Origin of the sequence: Prevotella sp. P4-119 (assembly GCF_002251345.1) — a bacterium.
GTDB lineage: Bacteria > Bacteroidota > Bacteroidia > Bacteroidales > Bacteroidaceae > Prevotella.
The window spans coordinates 41,667-58,698 of sequence record NZ_NPJB01000088.1; the positions used below are offsets into that span (position 1 = coordinate 41,667).

Annotated in this window: 12 protein-coding genes and 1 pseudogene; 12 read left to right on the forward strand and 1 reads right to left on the reverse strand. The window is 45.8% G+C overall.

Annotation, left to right across the window (positions count from 1 at the left end; translation table 11 throughout):
• Positions 1 to 10 precede the first annotated feature (10 nt).
• From CIK89_RS11360 to CIK89_RS11385, 6 genes and pseudogenes are all read left to right on the forward strand, one after another.
• Positions 11 to 1,885, forward strand: a pseudogene (locus CIK89_RS11360) (OPT family oligopeptide transporter); the annotation flags it as partial.
• Positions 1,886 to 2,164: 279 nt separating this feature from the next.
• Complete coding sequence (locus tag CIK89_RS11365) at positions 2,165 to 4,876, forward strand: two-component regulator propeller domain-containing protein (RefSeq protein ID WP_094391481.1); 2,712 nt, start codon at positions 2,165 to 2,167, stop codon at positions 4,874 to 4,876.
• 81 nt (positions 4,877 to 4,957) lie between these two features.
• Positions 4,958 to 6,412 (forward strand): Fe-S cluster assembly protein SufB, encoded by a 1,455-nt coding sequence (gene sufB / locus CIK89_RS11370; protein ID WP_371327203.1) that lies wholly within the window; start codon positions 4,958 to 4,960, stop codon positions 6,410 to 6,412.
• 30 nt (positions 6,413 to 6,442) lie between these two features.
• Positions 6,443 to 7,198, forward strand: coding sequence for a Fe-S cluster assembly ATPase SufC (sufC, locus tag CIK89_RS11375; protein WP_094391482.1), 756 nt, complete (start codon positions 6,443 to 6,445; stop codon positions 7,196 to 7,198).
• Complete coding sequence (gene sufD, locus CIK89_RS11380) at positions 7,199 to 8,530, forward strand: Fe-S cluster assembly protein SufD (protein WP_094391483.1); 1,332 nt, start codon at positions 7,199 to 7,201, stop codon at positions 8,528 to 8,530.
• Between the two features lie 14 nt (positions 8,531 to 8,544).
• Positions 8,545 to 9,759 carry an aminotransferase class V-fold PLP-dependent enzyme gene (locus CIK89_RS11385; RefSeq protein ID WP_094391484.1) on the forward strand — a complete coding sequence of 405 codons (1,215 nt, stop codon included), beginning with the start codon at positions 8,545 to 8,547 and terminating at the stop codon, positions 9,757 to 9,759.
• 38 nt (positions 9,760 to 9,797) lie between these two features.
• Here CIK89_RS11385 and CIK89_RS11390 read toward each other — a convergent pair whose 3' ends face one another.
• A complete protein-coding gene (locus CIK89_RS11390) occupies positions 9,798 to 10,079 on the reverse strand; it encodes a hypothetical protein (protein WP_094391485.1) in 282 nt (93 codons plus the stop codon).
• Between the two features lie 122 nt (positions 10,080 to 10,201).
• On the opposite strand from CIK89_RS11390, the gene CIK89_RS11395 reads away from it, so the two are divergent.
• The 6 genes from CIK89_RS11395 (at position 10,202) to CIK89_RS11420 (ending at position 17,030) form a co-directional block, all read left to right on the forward strand.
• Positions 10,202 to 10,810, forward strand: coding sequence for a ribonuclease HII (locus CIK89_RS11395; RefSeq protein ID WP_094391486.1), 609 nt, complete (start codon positions 10,202 to 10,204; stop codon positions 10,808 to 10,810).
• Between the two features lie 3 nt (positions 10,811 to 10,813).
• Complete coding sequence (locus CIK89_RS11400; protein ID WP_094391487.1) at positions 10,814 to 11,728, forward strand: YafY family protein; 915 nt, start codon at positions 10,814 to 10,816, stop codon at positions 11,726 to 11,728.
• 75 nt (positions 11,729 to 11,803) lie between these two features.
• Complete coding sequence (locus CIK89_RS11405) at positions 11,804 to 13,354, forward strand: bifunctional GNAT family N-acetyltransferase/carbon-nitrogen hydrolase family protein (RefSeq protein ID WP_094391488.1); 1,551 nt, start codon at positions 11,804 to 11,806, stop codon at positions 13,352 to 13,354.
• A 310-nt stretch (positions 13,355 to 13,664) separates the two neighbouring features.
• On the forward strand, positions 13,665 to 15,440 hold the full coding sequence (locus CIK89_RS11410; protein ID WP_094464516.1) for a hypothetical protein: 1,776 nt from the start codon (positions 13,665 to 13,667) through the stop codon (positions 15,438 to 15,440).
• A gap of 42 nt (positions 15,441 to 15,482) precedes the next feature.
• Complete coding sequence (locus CIK89_RS11415; protein ID WP_094391490.1) at positions 15,483 to 15,890, forward strand: hypothetical protein; 408 nt, start codon at positions 15,483 to 15,485, stop codon at positions 15,888 to 15,890.
• Positions 15,891 to 16,055: 165 nt separating this feature from the next.
• Complete coding sequence (locus tag CIK89_RS11420) at positions 16,056 to 17,030, forward strand: hypothetical protein (protein ID WP_094391491.1); 975 nt, start codon at positions 16,056 to 16,058, stop codon at positions 17,028 to 17,030.
• Positions 17,031 to 17,032: the final 2 nt, after the last annotated feature.

The following is a 17,032-nucleotide window of genomic DNA, read 5'->3' on the forward strand; positions in this document are numbered from 1 at the left end:
ACAACAAAACGAAGTCAACGTATGGTCTGTCACCTGGGGTGTACTCATGGCTGTACTATTCTCGGCTGCCGCAGCCTATCTCGGTCTGAAAGTAGGACAGGTTTTTGAAGCAGCCATCCCCATCGCCATCATTGCCGTGGGCGTATCAACAGCAGCCAAGCGCAACAATGCACTACGCGAAAACGTCATTATCCAGTCAATTGGTGCCTGTTCTGGAGCCGTTGTGGCTGGTGCCATCTTCACCTTGCCTGCCATCTATATCCTGCAGGCCAAGTATCCTGGAATGGAAGCCGACTTCCTGAAAATCTTCATTGCATCGCTATTGGGCGGTGTGCTCGGCATCCTTTTCCTTATTCCTTTCCGCAAATACTTTGTAGAAGCTCCTGCCGAACAGTTTCCTTTCCCTGAAGCTACTGCCACTACACAGGTTTTAAAGAGTGGAGAGAAAGGTGGATCACAGGCTCGCCCATTGCTGTTGGCCGGACTGATTGGCGGTCTCTACGACTTTATCGTGGCAACCTTCGGATGGTGGAACGAGAATGTAACCAGCCGCATGATACCATTCGGTAGCGATTTGGCAGACCGCGCTAAACTCGTATTCAAAAACAATACAGGGGCGGCAGTTCTCGGTTTGGGCTATATTATCGGTTTCCGATACGCACTCATCATCACACTGGGATCACTCTTTGTATGGTGGTTGGTAGTGCCCGGAATGGCACTACTCTTCCCTACCGAGGTCCTCAACCAATGGAACCCTGCCATTACTACAGCAGTAGGTGCAATGTCGCCAGAGGAAATATTCACCAGCTATGGCAAATCGATAGGTATCGGTGCCATCGCCATGGCAGGCATCATAGGTATTATCAAGAGTCGCGACATCATCATTGGCGCAGTGAAACGCATGAAACCTACCGCTAAAACAACAGATATCGAACCAACAACAGAACAAAAAAATGATGCCGATCTGTCCTTACGCTTCATCGCCATCGCTTCCATTGCTACATTGCTCATCACCTTCATCTTCTTCTGGTTTGGTGTTATGGGCGGCAAACTGCTCTTTGCCGTAGTAGCTATTCTTCTTACTGCCATCATTGCGTTCCTCTTCACTACCGTAGCTGCTAATGCCATTGCCATTGTGGGTAGCAATCCTGTATCAGGAATGACACTGATGACATTGATACTTGCTTCGGTAGTCATGGTAGCTGTAGGACTGAGCGGCACCGGCGGTATGGTGGCTGCACTCATCATGGGCGGAGTGGTATGCACAGCACTCTCTATGGCAGGTTCGTTTATCACCGACCTGAAGATTGGACACTGGACAGGTACACAACCTCGTAAACAGGAAACGTGGAAATTCCTCGGTACACTGATAAGTGCTGCAACTGTAGGTGGTGTCATGATGCTACTCAACGAGACATACGGTTTTGCATCAGGAGCACTCGCTGCACCTCAGGCAAATGCTATGGCTGCTGTCATCGATCCGCTGATGACAGGCACAGGAGCGCCTTGGGTTCTCTATGCCATCGGTGCCATACTGGCTATTATCCTCACTTGGTGTAAAGTTCCTGCACTGGCTTTCGCATTGGGCATGTTTATCCCCATACAGCTCAACGTGCCACTGCTGATTGGCGGTGCTGTCAATTGGTTTGTAACATCACGTTCTATGAATGCAGAAGAGAATAAAGAACGTGGCGAAAAGGGCAACCTCATCGCTTCAGGATTCATTGCTGGTGGTGCATTAATGGGAGTCATCAGTGCACTGTTGCGCTTCGGTGGTGTGCAGTTTGACTATACAGCATGGTGGGCAAACCCATTGAGCGAACTCCTCTCGCTCGTTGCATATATTCTACTGATTACCTATTTCATTCGCGCCACAAGAAAATAATCATGTGACAGGAATACAGAGAACGGGTGTGGAGGAAAAGAATGATTTATCACACCCGTTCTTATTTTCATTCTTTGCCGAAATAGAAGTAAGCGTATTGTAATATTCGTTCCCGTTTTCTCTATCACGATGCACCTATATCTTTATATTTGATAACAACAAATAACAACACCACACAAGATAGCGATTGTGAGAAATGTCCTATTACATGAGTACCAATGCACATATTTTTATCAGGAATATCATTGATTTTCAAAAAATCTTTGTAATTTTGTCACCATGACGAAACTTAAAAACTGTCTGGTACTGCTACTGACCATCATACCCGCATTAACAGTATGGGGGCAAACAGCATCGTTACTTGTAACGGACCACTATACAACCAGCAACGGACTTCCAAGCAATAATGTGTATTGTGCGATGAAAGACCGCGATGGCTTTCTGTGGTTTGGCACATGGTATGGACTATGTCGTTTTGACGGAAGCCACTTCGAGACAATGAAGAAAAGTACACGCCCGGACTCTGACATACCACCACGCAAGATAGAAAGCATGGCAGAAGACCAACAAGGTAATCTTTGGCTAAAGACCGTGGATTGGAAAGTGTATGTATTCTACCGACGCACAGGACGGTTTCATGCCTTAGGCGAGGAACTCAAACACCTCTCGCAAAACATGCAGGTCATTAAACTGCAGGCTACAGATAATGGGCAAGTATTGCTACTTACAAAAGACAAGAACCTCTTGATGGCAACAACAACCCCCAAGGGACATATTGACATCAAGACACTGTTTTCGTCAAAAGGGAAAATCAACCCATTCACCTACCAACTATACCGTGACTACTGTGAAGAAAACAACGGATATTCAGTATGGGTGGGACGCGACTATCGCATCTTTGCTGTACCCAGAGGCGAACAACTACAACAACGGATGGCAGACAACGACAATCTGCAACAGAGGAAAAACACACAGCTGGAGGCGATAGTTGCACAAGCTGGCATCAACGACTATGTTCAAATCTACGAAGACAACGACCGCCTTGTGTGGGTAACAACTCCAACGAACGGCATCTATTGCATACATTCACCAAAAAGCATTTTCAAACTCATCCCCTTTGATTTCGATCAAACGGGAGTAAGAAGCATCTTTCAACTTCCTAATGGCAACGTATTGGTGGGCACTAGAAGCCGAGACGTTTTCATTCTCAACCCACAAGGACAACGCATACATACCTTCGACTATAAGACTCATGGTATCGGAGCCATTTACCACGTCATGGCAGACAAGCACCACAGACTCTGGCTATCAACCAAACGCGACGGACTTGTCGTGGCAACACCCGATAACAGCCAGCCTACTGGATACAGACTGAACCACTACCTACACGATGACAATAATCCACAAAGCATCAGTGGCAATGCGGTATATATGACTTATACTGATAAAAAAGGACATATCTGGGTAGCAACTCTCGATGGCGGGCTCAATCTGGTGAAACAAAACGGCAGCACGCAACTGGTTTTCTACAATAGACACAACGGATTTATCAACTACCCGTCCTACGGATTATATACTGAAGTGAGAAACATGGCCGAGGATCAACACGGACGGCTATGGATTGGAACGATTGACGGACTGATGAGTACAGATACCAAATTCCGCCAACCACAAGACATCAAATTTGAAACCTATAAGGAACAGCGTGCATCATCGTTTGCTAACAACGACATCTACACCATCTTCAAAGACAACAGGGATAATATATGGATGGGCGCTTTCGGTGGTGGACTGAGCAGACTAACCAACTACGACAAACACAAACACTGTCCTGACTTCAAAACACTTGGCATGAGAGAAGGACTGCGCAACGACGTCATCGTATCCATTACCGAAGACTTGAACGGCAGACTGTGGTTTGCAGGAGAAACCACTATTGCTTGCTATAATCCGAAAAATGAACGCATACGTAACTTCGACAAATACGATGGACTGCCTGATGTCAAATTTGAAGAGGCTTCTGCATGTCGCATGAACAATGGTGAAATATGGCTAGGATGCAAACAAGGCATCATCGTCTTCGACCCCAAGCATCTGGTCAACGAAAACAGTAACTACCATACGTTCATTACCAATATGAGCGCAAACAACAGAAACATCACCCAACAACTGGAACGCATAGAAAACCAACATGGCATCGACCAACTCAAACAGATAGAACTGAAACACGATCAGAATTCATTCACCATCGAATTTGCCGCACTCAACTTCATCAATAACAACAATGTGGCATACAGATACCGACTGAAAGGATACGACCACGACTGGAACTACAGCGGACAAAACAGACAAGCATCGTACACCAAAGTACCACCAGGTAACTACACCTTTGTGGTTGAAACAATAGACGATAGCAATCCAACACTCTGCTCAAGAGACGAACTGCACATCTGCATACTTCCACCGTGGTGGGCCACATGGTGGGCATATCTTATCTATCTGGCTGTCATCGGCATCATCACATTCTTCATTGTACGCACAGGACTGCAAATGAACCGAATGAGAAACGAAATGATTATCGGTCAACGACTGGCAAAGCTACATACTATGGCCACCGCTACACCAGCCAAAGAGATTGACTACTCACAATATGTTGAGCAAAAAGGTATGGAGTTTATAGACCAGTTGCATCGCATCATCGATGAGAATCTGCAAAACAGCGAATTCAACATCGATACCATGGCTGCTGAAATGGGGCTGTCGCGATCGGCATTCTTCAAGAAAGTGAAGAACGTCACAGGCTTTGCACCACTCGATCTTATCAAGGAGTTCCGACTATCACGTGCTGCCGAACTGCTAAAACACACTAACCTCAGCATCAACGAAGTGGCATATCGTTCAGGCTTTAAGGATAGTAGTTATTTCGGCAAGTGTTTCCGCAAGCGCTTCGGTCTATCACCACGCGACTATGCATCATCAAGCAGAGAATAGTTTTCTAAAGGAACTAAAGCGAAAAGAAAAACTCGTTTTCCTTTTGTACTTCACTCACTTATTCGTAACTTTGTACCCCAAATGGAAATGAAAGAAAACAACAACGAATTAGTACGCCAAGTAGCTGAACAGAAATACGAGTTTGGATTCACTACTGATGTACATACTGAAATCATTGAGAAAGGACTCAATGAGGATATTGTCAGGCTCATATCGCAAAAAAAAGGAGAGCCCGAATGGATGCTTGATTTCCGTCTCAAAGCTTTCCGTTACTGGCAACAGCAGACGGAACCACGATGGGGACATGTACATGTGCCACCTATTGACTATCAAGCCATATCATACTACGCAGACCCGCTGGCCAAGAAACCCCAAGGTGACGGAAAGATTGACCCGGAACTGGAAAAGACTTTCGACAAACTGGGTATTCCCCTTGAAGAACGTCTGGCATTGAGTGGCAATACAGCAGTAGATGCCATCATGGACTCGGTATCGGTAAAGACCACCTTCAAAGAGAAGCTCGCAGAGAAAGGTGTAATATTCTGCTCCATCGGTGAAGCCATTAAGGAACATTCCGAACTCGTCAGACAATACCTCGGTACGGTAGTACCATACCGCGACAATTTCTTCGCAGCACTCAATAGTGCCGTATTCAGCGATGGATCTTTTGTCTATATCCCCAAAGGTGTGCGCTGTCCTATGGAATTGAGCAGTTATTTCCGCATCAATGCACGTAACACAGGACAGTTTGAACGCACATTGATTATTGCCGACGACGATGCCTACGTATCCTATCTCGAAGGATGCACAGCCCCTATGCGCGACGAAAACCAATTACATGCCGCCATCGTAGAGATCATTGTCAATGATAGAGCCGAAGTAAAATACTCTACCGTACAAAACTGGTATCCCGGTGATGAGAATGGTAAAGGTGGTGTGCTCAACCTTGTCACCAAGCGCGGTGATCTCAGAGGTGAAGGTTCTAAACTTTCGTGGACACAGGTAGAAACCGGAAGTGCTATCACTTGGAAATATCCCTCCTGCATACTCCGTGGTGACAACTCGACAGCAGAGTTCTATAGTGTAGCTGTTACCAACAATTATCAAGAAGCAGACACTGGCACAAAGATGATACACATGGGCAAAAACACCAAAAGTACCATCATATCGAAAGGAATATCTGCCGGCCACTCCCAAAACTCATACCGCGGACTGGTACGTGCTACCAGCACAGCCGACAATGCACGCAACTACTCCAGTTGCGATTCTCTACTGCTGGGCAGTGACTGTGGTGCACACACCTTCCCCTATATGGATGTACACAATGACACCGCAGTATTCGAACACGAAGCAACTACCAGCAAAATATCGGAAGACCAACTCTTCTACTGCAACCAGCGTGGCATACCCACCGAACAAGCCGTAGGTCTCATCGTTAATGGCTATGCCAAAGAAGTAATCAAGAAACTCCCCATGGAGTTTGCCGTCGAGGCACAGAAACTGCTCAGCGTATCACTCGAAGGTACCGTGGGATAAAACAACAACGACAATAAAAAGACTCAAGATATGTTAGAGGTAAAAAACCTGCATGCCACCATTGCTGGCAAAGAAATACTGAAAGGCATCGACCTGACCATTCGCGACGGTGAAACACATGCCATCATGGGCCCCAACGGTTCGGGCAAGAGCACACTCAGTGCCGTTCTCGTGGGCAATCCACTCTACGAAGTGACCGAAGGAGAAGCATATTTCAATGGTAAAAATCTATTGGACATGAAGCCCGAAGACCGCGCACACGAGGGATTGTTCCTTTCGTTCCAATATCCTGTGGAGATTCCCGGAGTATCGATGACCAACTTCATGAAAGCTGCCATTAACGAAAAACGGAAATATCAAGGTCTTGAACCAATGAATGCCGCAGAGTTCTTAAAACTGATGCGCGAAAAGCGAAAGATAGTAGAACTCGATTCTAAACTTGCCAACCGCTCGGTCAACGAAGGATTCAGCGGTGGCGAGAAAAAGCGCAACGAGGTATTCCAAATGGCTATGCTTGAACCAAAGCTAAGCATTCTCGACGAGACCGACTCAGGCCTCGATGTCGATGCCATGCGCATTGTTGCAGAAGGAGTCAACAAACTGCAGACTCCACAAACCTCCTGTATCGTTATCACCCACTACGACCGACTGCTGGAGATGATTCGTCCACAGTTTGTTCATGTGCTCTACAAGGGACGCATCGTAAAAACCGGAGGTCCAGAACTGGCCAAAGAGATACAAGAACATGGTTACGACTGGATCAAAGAAGAAATAGGAGAAGAATAAATGGGTAGCGAACAACAATATATCGAGCTCTATCAGGAAGCAAGGCAGATGATTATCAGTCATGCCCCAGAGCACATGAATGCCATACGCGACAAGGCTTTCGAGCATTTCAAAGCGCAGGGCTTCCCCACCCGACGGGTGGAACGGTATAAATATACCGACCTGCAACAACTCTTCGAACCCAACTACGGACTGAACCTCAACCGACTCAACATCCCCGTTGACCCCTATGAGGCCTTCCGATGCGATGTACCCAACCTATCTACTTCGCTTTATTTCATGGTCAATGACGCCTTCTACACCCAAGAAACTCCTAAAGGCCATCTGCCCGAAGGTGTTTTTGTGGGATCAATGAAGGAACATCCCGAACTGGTGGCAAGCCACTATGGGCGCTTAGCAAAAACCGACGAAGATGCCGTAACAGCTCTCAACACCATGTTGGCACAAGACGGACTGCTTGTTTATGTGCCACGCCACACCAAAGTGGAACGTGCCATACAGGTCATCAACATCCTCCGAAGCGATGTTGACCTTATGGTCAACCGCCGCGTGATGATTATCCTGGAGGATGGAGCCGAACTGAAAATGCTCTTCTGCGACCATGCAGCCGATGACCGCAATTTCCTTTCCACACAGATCATCGAAGCATTTGTTGGCAACAATGCCTCGCTCGACCTCTATTGTTTGGAAGAGACACACCACAAGAACGTACGTATCAGCAATGTATATATAGAGCAACAAGCTAATAGCCGTGTCAACCACAATGTGATAACCCTTCACAATGGTGTGACACGCAACCGCCTTGATCTCACCTTTGCTGGCGAAGGTGCAGAATGTGGATGCTATGGCTGTGTGATTGCCGACAAGAAACAACATGTAGATAACAACACGCTCATCCGTCATGAGGTGCCCCACTGCACCAGCACAGAACTCTACAAGTACGTGCTCAACGAAGATGCCGTTGGAGCATTTGCAGGAAGAGTCTATGTGGCACATGGCGCACAGAAGACCTCATCGCAGATGACCAATCAGAACTTGACAGCTTCAAAGACAGCCCGTATGTACACCCAGCCCATGCTGGAGATTTATGCCGATGACGTAAAATGTGCTCACGGAAGTACAGTAGGCCAGCTCAATGATGCGGCCCTCTTCTACATGCAGCAACGCGGCATATCGAAAAAAGAGGCACGACTGCTGTTGCAGAACGCATTCATCAACGAGGTGGTCGATCAGATGCAACTCGAACCACTCCGCGACCGCCTGCACTATTTGGTAGAAAAGCGTTTCCGCGGTGAACTCAGCAAATGTGTGGGATGCAAACTCTGTAAATAAGATTATAAGAAAAGATGTACGATATCAATAAAGTGCGGGAAGATTTCCCCATTCTGTCGAGAAAAGTCTATGATCGTCCACTTGTCTATCTCGACAATGCAGCCACCACTCAGAAACCTCTCTGCGTGCTCGATGCTATGAGAGAGGAGTACCTCAACGTCAATGCCAATGTACATCGCGGTGTCCACTACCTGTCGCAACAGGCCACCGACCTACATGAGGCAGCAAGAGAAAAGGTGCGTGCTTTCATCGGTGCCGCTAAAACAGAAGAGATTGTGTTCACTCGCGGCACTACAGAAGCCATCAATCTAGTAGCATCATCATTCTGCGAAGAGATGATGAAAGAGGGCGATGAAGTTATTGTCACCGACATGGAGCACCACTCCAACATCGTGCCTTGGCAACTACAAGCCAACCGCCGCGGCATCGTAGTACGTCATCTGCCTTTCGACGAAAAGGGCGATCTCTGTTTGGATCAGTTGGAACAGATGATCAACGAGCGTACCAAACTGGTGAGCATGGCCCATGTAAGCAATGTGCTCGGCACAGTAAACGATGTAAAGCATGTGACAACCATTGCCCACAAATATGGAATTCCCGTATTGGTGGATGGTGCACAGAGCACTCCCCACTTTCATGTTGATGTAAAAGAACTGGATTGCGATTTTTTTGCCTTCAGTGGACACAAGATGTATGGCCCTACTGGTATCGGTGTGCTCTATGGTAAAGAAGAATGGTTGGAAAGACTTCCACCCTATCAAGGTGGCGGCGAAATGATAGATAAAGTATCGTGGGAACAAACCACTTTTGAACGCCTGCCCTTTAAATTTGAAGCAGGCACGCCCGACTATGTAGCAACCCACGGCCTCGCCACTGCTATTGATTATATTTCGGCATTAGGCCTTGACCAGATAGCAACCCACGAGCAGATGCTTACCCATTATTGTATGGAGCAGATGTCAACCATCGATGATATGCGTCTGTTTGGCACATCAGCACACAAAGATGCAGTAGTCAGTTTTCTGGTGGGCAATATCCACCACCTGGACATGGGCACCCTGCTCGATCGCCTTGGCATAGCTGTACGCACTGGACACCATTGCGCCCAACCCCTGATGACTCGCCTTGGTATCAGCGGCACGGTGCGCGCATCGTTTGCCCTTTACAATACGAAAGAGGAGATTGACATTTTGGTCAATGGCATACGCCGTGTCAGTCAGATGTTCTGACCAACAGTGTCAAGTTTCTGCATATTGGGCATTAACTATTAGTCGCGTCCAAGTCCGCTGTTTCGGCATTTGAGCAATGCGTTGCAAAACCACAGCAGACAGAGCAGCCGCAATACCAACGACATGGATGCAAATACAAGGAAGAAGAATGCAGCCTGTGCATTGCATAGCAACAAGGTCTGTCGCACGTTGACTTTCTCGCCTAGCAATCGCGAATAGTAGTTGGCAAGAGCCGCAAGGGGTTTATTGGCAAGATTGGCTATACGCTGTACATTGAGCATGAGGCGCTCGTTACGATTCAAAGTGATGGTCTGTTTCATATTCAGTTCAGATTTTATTGTTTCGATGCTGCAAAGGAACTACTATTTTGTGCACAATATGTTCACTTTCAAAATATCTTAGTTAAAAGAATTTAATCGTTAACATCTCTTTACAATATTATATGCTTGCAAGCCATTATTACACGGGTAAGATAGAAGCAGGATGCGATGAAGCCGGACGTGGATGTTTGGCAGGTAGCGTCTATGCTGCTGCTGTTATCTTTCCTGAAGACTACCACAACGAGGCGCTCAACGACTCGAAACAATTGACAGACCATAAGCGCAAGCAGTTGCGCGAGATTATTGAGAGCGACGCATTGGCATGGGCTGTAGGCATCGTAACAGCCGAGGAGATCGACCGCATTAACATCCTCAATGCCTCGATACTCGCCATGCACCGTGCTCTCGACCAGTTGAAAGTGCGTCCAGAAGCAATTATTGTGGATGGCAACCGTTTCAAACCCTATCAGAAGTTGCCCCACACCACTATTGTCAAAGGTGATGGTAAATATCTCAGCATTGCAGCAGCCTCGATTCTTGCCAAGACTTACCGCGACGACTATATGGATGGACTGGCAGAGGAATATCCTGAATACGACTGGCATTCCAACAAAGGATATCCCACCAAGAAGCATCGCGAAGCTATCAGCCGTTGCGGTATCACTCCCTATCACCGCAAGAGTTTCAATCTGCTGGGTGATGGGCAGCTTTCACTCGATTTTGGAGAATAGCCTATGCGTCACGACAAACTGAACCGAGAGCTGTCGTTGCTGCTTCTACTTACCGAAAACAAGAAGCTCAACGTACAGCAACTCTGCGAAAAGATGGAGCTATCAAAGCGCACGCTCTATTACTATCTCGATTTTTTCCGTGACTTTGGCTTCGAAGTGGAAAAGCGCGGTACCGTCTATTCCATCGACAAAAACTCCACCTACTTCACCAAACTCTTCCGCAAAGTGCATTTCACCGAAGACGAAGCCATCTATATCCGCCGCATGCTTGAAAACTATGGTGGTCAGGGAGCACTGGTGGCCCATCTAAAGAGGAAGCTCGACACGCTCTACGATTTTAATATCCTTGCCGATGCCCAGTTGCGCGAACAGCAGGCTTTGAATATCAGCGTCCTCTACGATGCCATCAAATATCATCGCAACGTCATTCTCCACCATTATTCATCGCCACACAGCAACTCGGTAAGCGATCGCATTGTCGAACCGTTCATGTTGATGAACGACAATCGCGAGGTGCGTTGCTATGAATTAACATCAAAGATGAACAAGACCTTCAAGGTGGCACGCATGGAATCGGTAGAGTTGTTGGCCGACGAATGGCAGCACGAAAGGCAGCATCGACAGATGTACACTGACATCTTCATGTTCAGCGGCGAACAACAGATGCGTATCAAACTACGTCTGGGCCGCCTATCAGCCAATATCATACAAGAAGAATATCCATTATCGGCAGCCTATATCAGTAAAGACAATGACACCCATTGGATACTTGAACTCGATGTGTGCAGCTATATTGGTATAGGTCGTTTTGTCATGGGACTGTTTTCTGATATCGAAGTATTGGAAGACTCTGGTTTCTGTAAATATATCCACGACAAAGTCAAGGAGATGGAAGAAAAGATAAAAAACACGCCATGATAGTGTTCAACATAAAGGAATAATTAGTACTTTTGCGTCGGTAAAAAGAAAACAGCAAAAGATAACCCGTACATTATGGAAACGTCACACTCCAACAAAGTAGAACTGCGCAACCTCCAAATGGAGGACTACGACCAGTTGGCACGATCATTCCGACGCATCTATGCCGATGCTGATGTCTTCTGGACTCACGCACAAATCAAGAAACTCCTCACTATCTTTCCCGAAGGCCAGATTGTTATCGTGGTCGATGATAAGATAGTGGGATGTGCCCTATCCATCATTGTTGACTACAACAAGGTGAAAGGCGACCACACCTATGCACAGGTCACTGGCAACGAAACGTTCAACACTCACAACCCCGACGGCAATATCCTTTATGGCATCGAGGTGTTTATCCATCCCGACTACCGTGGCATGCGACTGGCTCGCCGCATGTACGAATATCGCAAGGAACTCTGTGAGAAACTCAACCTCAAGGCCATCATGTTTGGCGGTAGAATACCCAACTACCACCTCTATGCCGACACCATGCGTCCTAAGGAATATATAGAAAAGGTACGCACGCGAGAGATATACGACCCGGTACTTACTTTCCAACTGTCCAACGACTTCCACGTGCGTCGTGTCATCCGCAACTATCTGCCCAACGACGAGGAGTCGAAACATTGTGCCACACTGCTGCAATGGGACAATATCTACTATCAGCCATCCAACAATGTGGTCGAAAAGCGTCCCACGGTACGTATCGGTATGGTACAATGGCAGATGCGCCCCTACCATACGCTCGATGATTTGTTCGAACAGGTAGAGTTCTTTGTCGATTCCGTATCCGACTACAAGAGCGATTTCATCCTCTTCCCCGAATACTTCAACGCTCCACTGATGGCGAAGTTCAACGATATGGGCGAGGCACAGTCTATCCGTGCCATGGCACAATATACGGAGAAAATCCGCGACCGCTTCGTTGAAATGGCCATCAGCTATAATATCAACATCATCACAGGTAGCATGCCTTACGTCAAAGATGACGGTGCTCTCTACAATGTGGGCTTCCTTTGCCGTCGCGACGGATCATACGAGATGTTTGAAAAGATACATGTCACTCCCGACGAACAGAAATGCTGGGGACTGACCGGTGGCAGCCATGTGCAGACTTTTGATACTGACTGCGGACGCATCGGCATACTGATTTGCTACGATGTAGAGTTCCCTGAGCTGTCACGCCTGATGGCAGATGAGGGCATGCAGATACTCTTTGTACCATTCATGACCGACACCAAGAACGCCTATTCACGTGTTCGCATCTGTGCACAGGCTCGTGCAATCGAAAACGAGTGCTACGTGGCAATTGCCGGAAGTGTGGGCAACCTGCCGCGTGTCCACAACATGGATATCCAGTATGCACAGTCTGCTGTGTTCACCCCGTGCGACTTTGCATTCCCCACCGACGGTATGCGTGCCGAGGCAACACCCAACACCGAGATGATATTGGTAAGCGATGTAGATCTGAGTCTGCTCAACGAGCTACACACCTATGGTGCTGTGCGCAACCTGCGCGACCGTCGTGGCGACCTCTACGAACTAAAGATTAAACCTGCCGCTAAACAGGATATCGAAGGTTAACCCCATACTCCTCGCGCGTGCGCATGAGCGCATGCGCATTTTTTTCGTTTTCATCGAACATCGAACACCAACCTAAAACTCTGCGAACATCATTTTATCAGCAAGAACATCGGCAATACATTTCCTGCTCCCATACTTTATTAGCAAATGAAGTATTCAAACGCAACTATAATTAAGGTTTTCTATGTGTAATAGATTGTTTTTTTGCAGAAAAGGAAAAAATTGACTACCTTTGCCATACAAATAAAGAAATAGTCCAAACCGTATTACTACACATTCTGCCCATAGTCCCAAAAGGATTCGAGAATATATGAAGCTGACAACACGACAGAAACAAAAGCTACAACACATGTGCAGCATTGTGCTTCTGGCAATGCTGACAACTATCCTTCTATGCACCTGTGGCAAAAGCAACAGGAGTATTGCCATATTAGAACATGCAGAAAATATAATGGACGAACATCCCGACTCTGCACTATTGCTACTCAATAGCATCAGCAGCGAACAAAATGAAATGGACAAAAGCCAATACATGGCCTACCATCTGCTACTGACTGACGCAAGCTATCGCACGGGAAACACAATAGTGGAAGATAGCATAATCATAGAAAGCGCCAACTATTACGACCTGCATGGCACTTGTAAAGAGCAGGTGCGCGCCAACTATTTGGCTGCACTCGTTTACGACTACAAAGGTAATACGCCCATGGCACTCCAATACTATATGAAGGCTGTGGCACACACTGACACTTCCGATACACACTGTGATTGGCACTTATTGGGCACACTCCATGCACAAATGGCGAAAGCATACGGACGGGCGATGGTCTATAGTATGCAGATGAACTGCATACATAAAGCCGAACACGCATTTTTCAAAGCCAACGATACCGTCAATGCTCTCAAGGCTAAAACACAAACGGCAGACATCTACGCACAAAACGGCGATACTTACAGAGCAATAACACTGCTCGACTCAGTGGCAGATGTCATGGCTAAACAACAATATCACGAGTTGGCTGTCGGTTTCTTCCTGAAAGAAATGCCCCTTATTGCTAAAAAGACAGACCGGAAATTTGCAGAATCTGTCATGCAAAAAGTACAGCAAGAAATGCACTACCTTGCCTCAAACCATCGCTTGTGGAACAATTACTATGCCTGCCAAGGCATATTGGCTGAGCTACAAGACAATATCGACTCGGCTGGTTTCTATTATATGCAAGCCAACCTTTCTGATATCAACGACATGCCGTTGACAGCCTGCATAAATGGTGGTTTGATGCGTTATTACACTGCCAAAGGAAACCTGCGTGAAGCCACTCGCTATGCCACTTATTACACTTTAGCTTGCGATTCTCTACAAAAAATGCATGCAGAAAATATCGACTGTGAAATGTACCGTCTCTATACACAGGATCGCATGGGAGAAGTGGAGAAGCACATGGAAGCGCGTCTGAAAACAATGATTGCTGCACTCCTTATCGTTATATTTGTGCTCTGCATCGCGGGATTGATTAGTCACCAGTGGTACAAACGTCATAAACAGTGGCAGCGCATCAAGATTGAACGCCATAATATGTACTTCCAGCAACTACGTGCCACCTACGACCATGCACGCCACGAATATGACACACTACAAAACGATTTCCTCGCATACAAGCAAGCAAAAGGCGAAGAATTGGAGTCGCTGCGCGCTCAAGTGGCAACCTATTTAGACCAAAACGTATCGATTGAAACATGGGACAAAGAGCGCGAACTCTTCGATGACAAGGCTATCAGCCATCTCCACTCATTGCTTGAACGAGGAAAAATTCCATCTGGGCGCGACCTACGGGAGGTGGTACAGTTGGCAGAAGCCCATCTACCCGACTTCTGGGCAGTGGTATGCAATCCCACCAAACACTTGTCGCTAACTGAAATACAAGTATGTGTGTTACTCCGCGTCTGCTTCATTCCATCGGAAATAGCCGCTGCAATGAATATCAGTATGCAACGAGTGAGCAATGCGAAAGCAAGCATACACGAAAAACTCTTTGGCACGAAAGGTGCAAAAGGATTGGAAGACAAATTGCTGGCTCTACACTAATCCCTATACTCGGCAACGCATTTTTATCCTAAACTAAAAAGAATGAAAAGGTCAAACATAAATATGATGTTGGAATCATGGCTATACACCGCTGTGTTTTTCCATGGTACATTGGACCCTATGATAGACTACTTCTACGATTCGAGTTCCTTCGTATGGTGGAGTTTCCAAGCCTGTGGAGCTTTGCTTATTATTATTGCCGTATTCTTCAGCAGACAACTATTGAGCAAAAAATGGACTTACACACTGAAAAAATTGGCATCTGAACAGCTTTTTCTGAATATCAACACCTGTCTCTGCTTCTTGGGTATTGCCATTGCACTGCTTTTCGACTCACAACGATGGATAGCATGGACGGTATTCCTCATCATTTTCGTCGGTCTATTTATCTCTAATCACAACCGCAAGAGAAAGGACGATATTTCACAATCAACATCACAAAGCGCATAAGCTACTATCTCATAAGCCATTAAAGCCACACTTCTATACACACAAAATACACACTTGATGTTTTGTGAATTTAACGTGTATTGATTTTTTGCTCGTTGTTTTGGTTCTGCTTAATTTTGCAATCGAAACAAAACAATTATTCACACAACAAAAATCAATCAAATTATGAAAACAATGATCGGTATTTCAAAAGGCATGGCAGTAATGACAATGATTATACTGCTGACAGCATGTACATCAGACAACTATGACATGGAAATGACACCTAAAGCAAAAACTCCTGACGTAATCTCCAAAATTGAAAACATCAACGCTGAACTTGAACAGCTCAAAACACCATTTGTGACAAGAGGATGGAAAGACTGGAATAGAAATAAGAGAAATGAATTGGTAAGAGCTGATTTCAAAGGATGCTACGATGGAGTTAAATATGGATATAAAATCGGAAAACAAATTGATTCATCACGAGGTGGATGCTTTGGCGCCATCATCGGAGGCGTGATTGGTGGCGGTGTTTCTTCTTGGTGGAAATATCGCGATATGGATCATAAACTTGAATGTAATGATGCTGATATAGAAACAATATCCGAATTATGTAGGAGTTTGGCACAAAAAGGAGACATTACTGAATCAGGCATTACCAATTTGGATGAAGCTCTTAAAGGAGATTCTATTGTAAACAATGATCTCATATTATTATCAAATTTAGATGCACTTTCACTATGTATAGGAAAAATGCATAATACTGCACTTGCCACATTTGACGGTTCAAGTGGACCAAACATGGATAAAAAGGATGAAAAATATCCAGATAAAAAAATTGATGCAGAAACTATTGAATTACAATTAAGTTTGATTGACTCAAAAGAATTAAAAACGAAATGCAAACAAATTGCCATTGATATATGTACAGGAGAAAAAAACGAATCAGACTCTACTACGGATAAAATCATAAGGTTGTTTGACGAAGCATTAGACAGCTATACAGAAAACGCTGAAGACATTGCATTTATCATCGGAAAGTATTGTGAAATAATCGATAGTACTGCAGATTTGACAGAAGAAGAGAAAACGCAAGTAAAAGCTGCTTTTTCTACTGCTTTGTATAGTATATCATATTGGGAAACTAAAATGAAATAGGC

Coding starts and splice junctions, on each gene's coding strand:
- CIK89_RS11365 (WP_094391481.1), top strand. CDS start 2,165: ATGACGAAACTTAAAAACTGTCTGGTACTGCTACTGACCATCATACCC.
- sufB (WP_371327203.1), top strand. CDS start 4,958: ATGGAAATGAAAGAAAACAACAACGAATTAGTACGCCAAGTAGCTGAA.
- sufC (WP_094391482.1), top strand. CDS start 6,443: ATGTTAGAGGTAAAAAACCTGCATGCCACCATTGCTGGCAAAGAAATA.
- sufD (WP_094391483.1), top strand. CDS start 7,199: ATGGGTAGCGAACAACAATATATCGAGCTCTATCAGGAAGCAAGGCAG.
- CIK89_RS11385 (WP_094391484.1), top strand. CDS start 8,545: ATGTACGATATCAATAAAGTGCGGGAAGATTTCCCCATTCTGTCGAGA.
- CIK89_RS11390 (WP_094391485.1), bottom strand. CDS start 10,079: ATGAAACAGACCATCACTTTGAATCGTAACGAGCGCCTCATGCTCAAT.
- CIK89_RS11395 (WP_094391486.1), top strand. CDS start 10,202: ATGCTTGCAAGCCATTATTACACGGGTAAGATAGAAGCAGGATGCGAT.
- CIK89_RS11400 (WP_094391487.1), top strand. CDS start 10,814: ATGCGTCACGACAAACTGAACCGAGAGCTGTCGTTGCTGCTTCTACTT.
- CIK89_RS11405 (WP_094391488.1), top strand. CDS start 11,804: ATGGAAACGTCACACTCCAACAAAGTAGAACTGCGCAACCTCCAAATG.
- CIK89_RS11410 (WP_094464516.1), top strand. CDS start 13,665: ATGAAGCTGACAACACGACAGAAACAAAAGCTACAACACATGTGCAGC.
- CIK89_RS11415 (WP_094391490.1), top strand. CDS start 15,483: ATGAAAAGGTCAAACATAAATATGATGTTGGAATCATGGCTATACACC.
- CIK89_RS11420 (WP_094391491.1), top strand. CDS start 16,056: ATGAAAACAATGATCGGTATTTCAAAAGGCATGGCAGTAATGACAATG.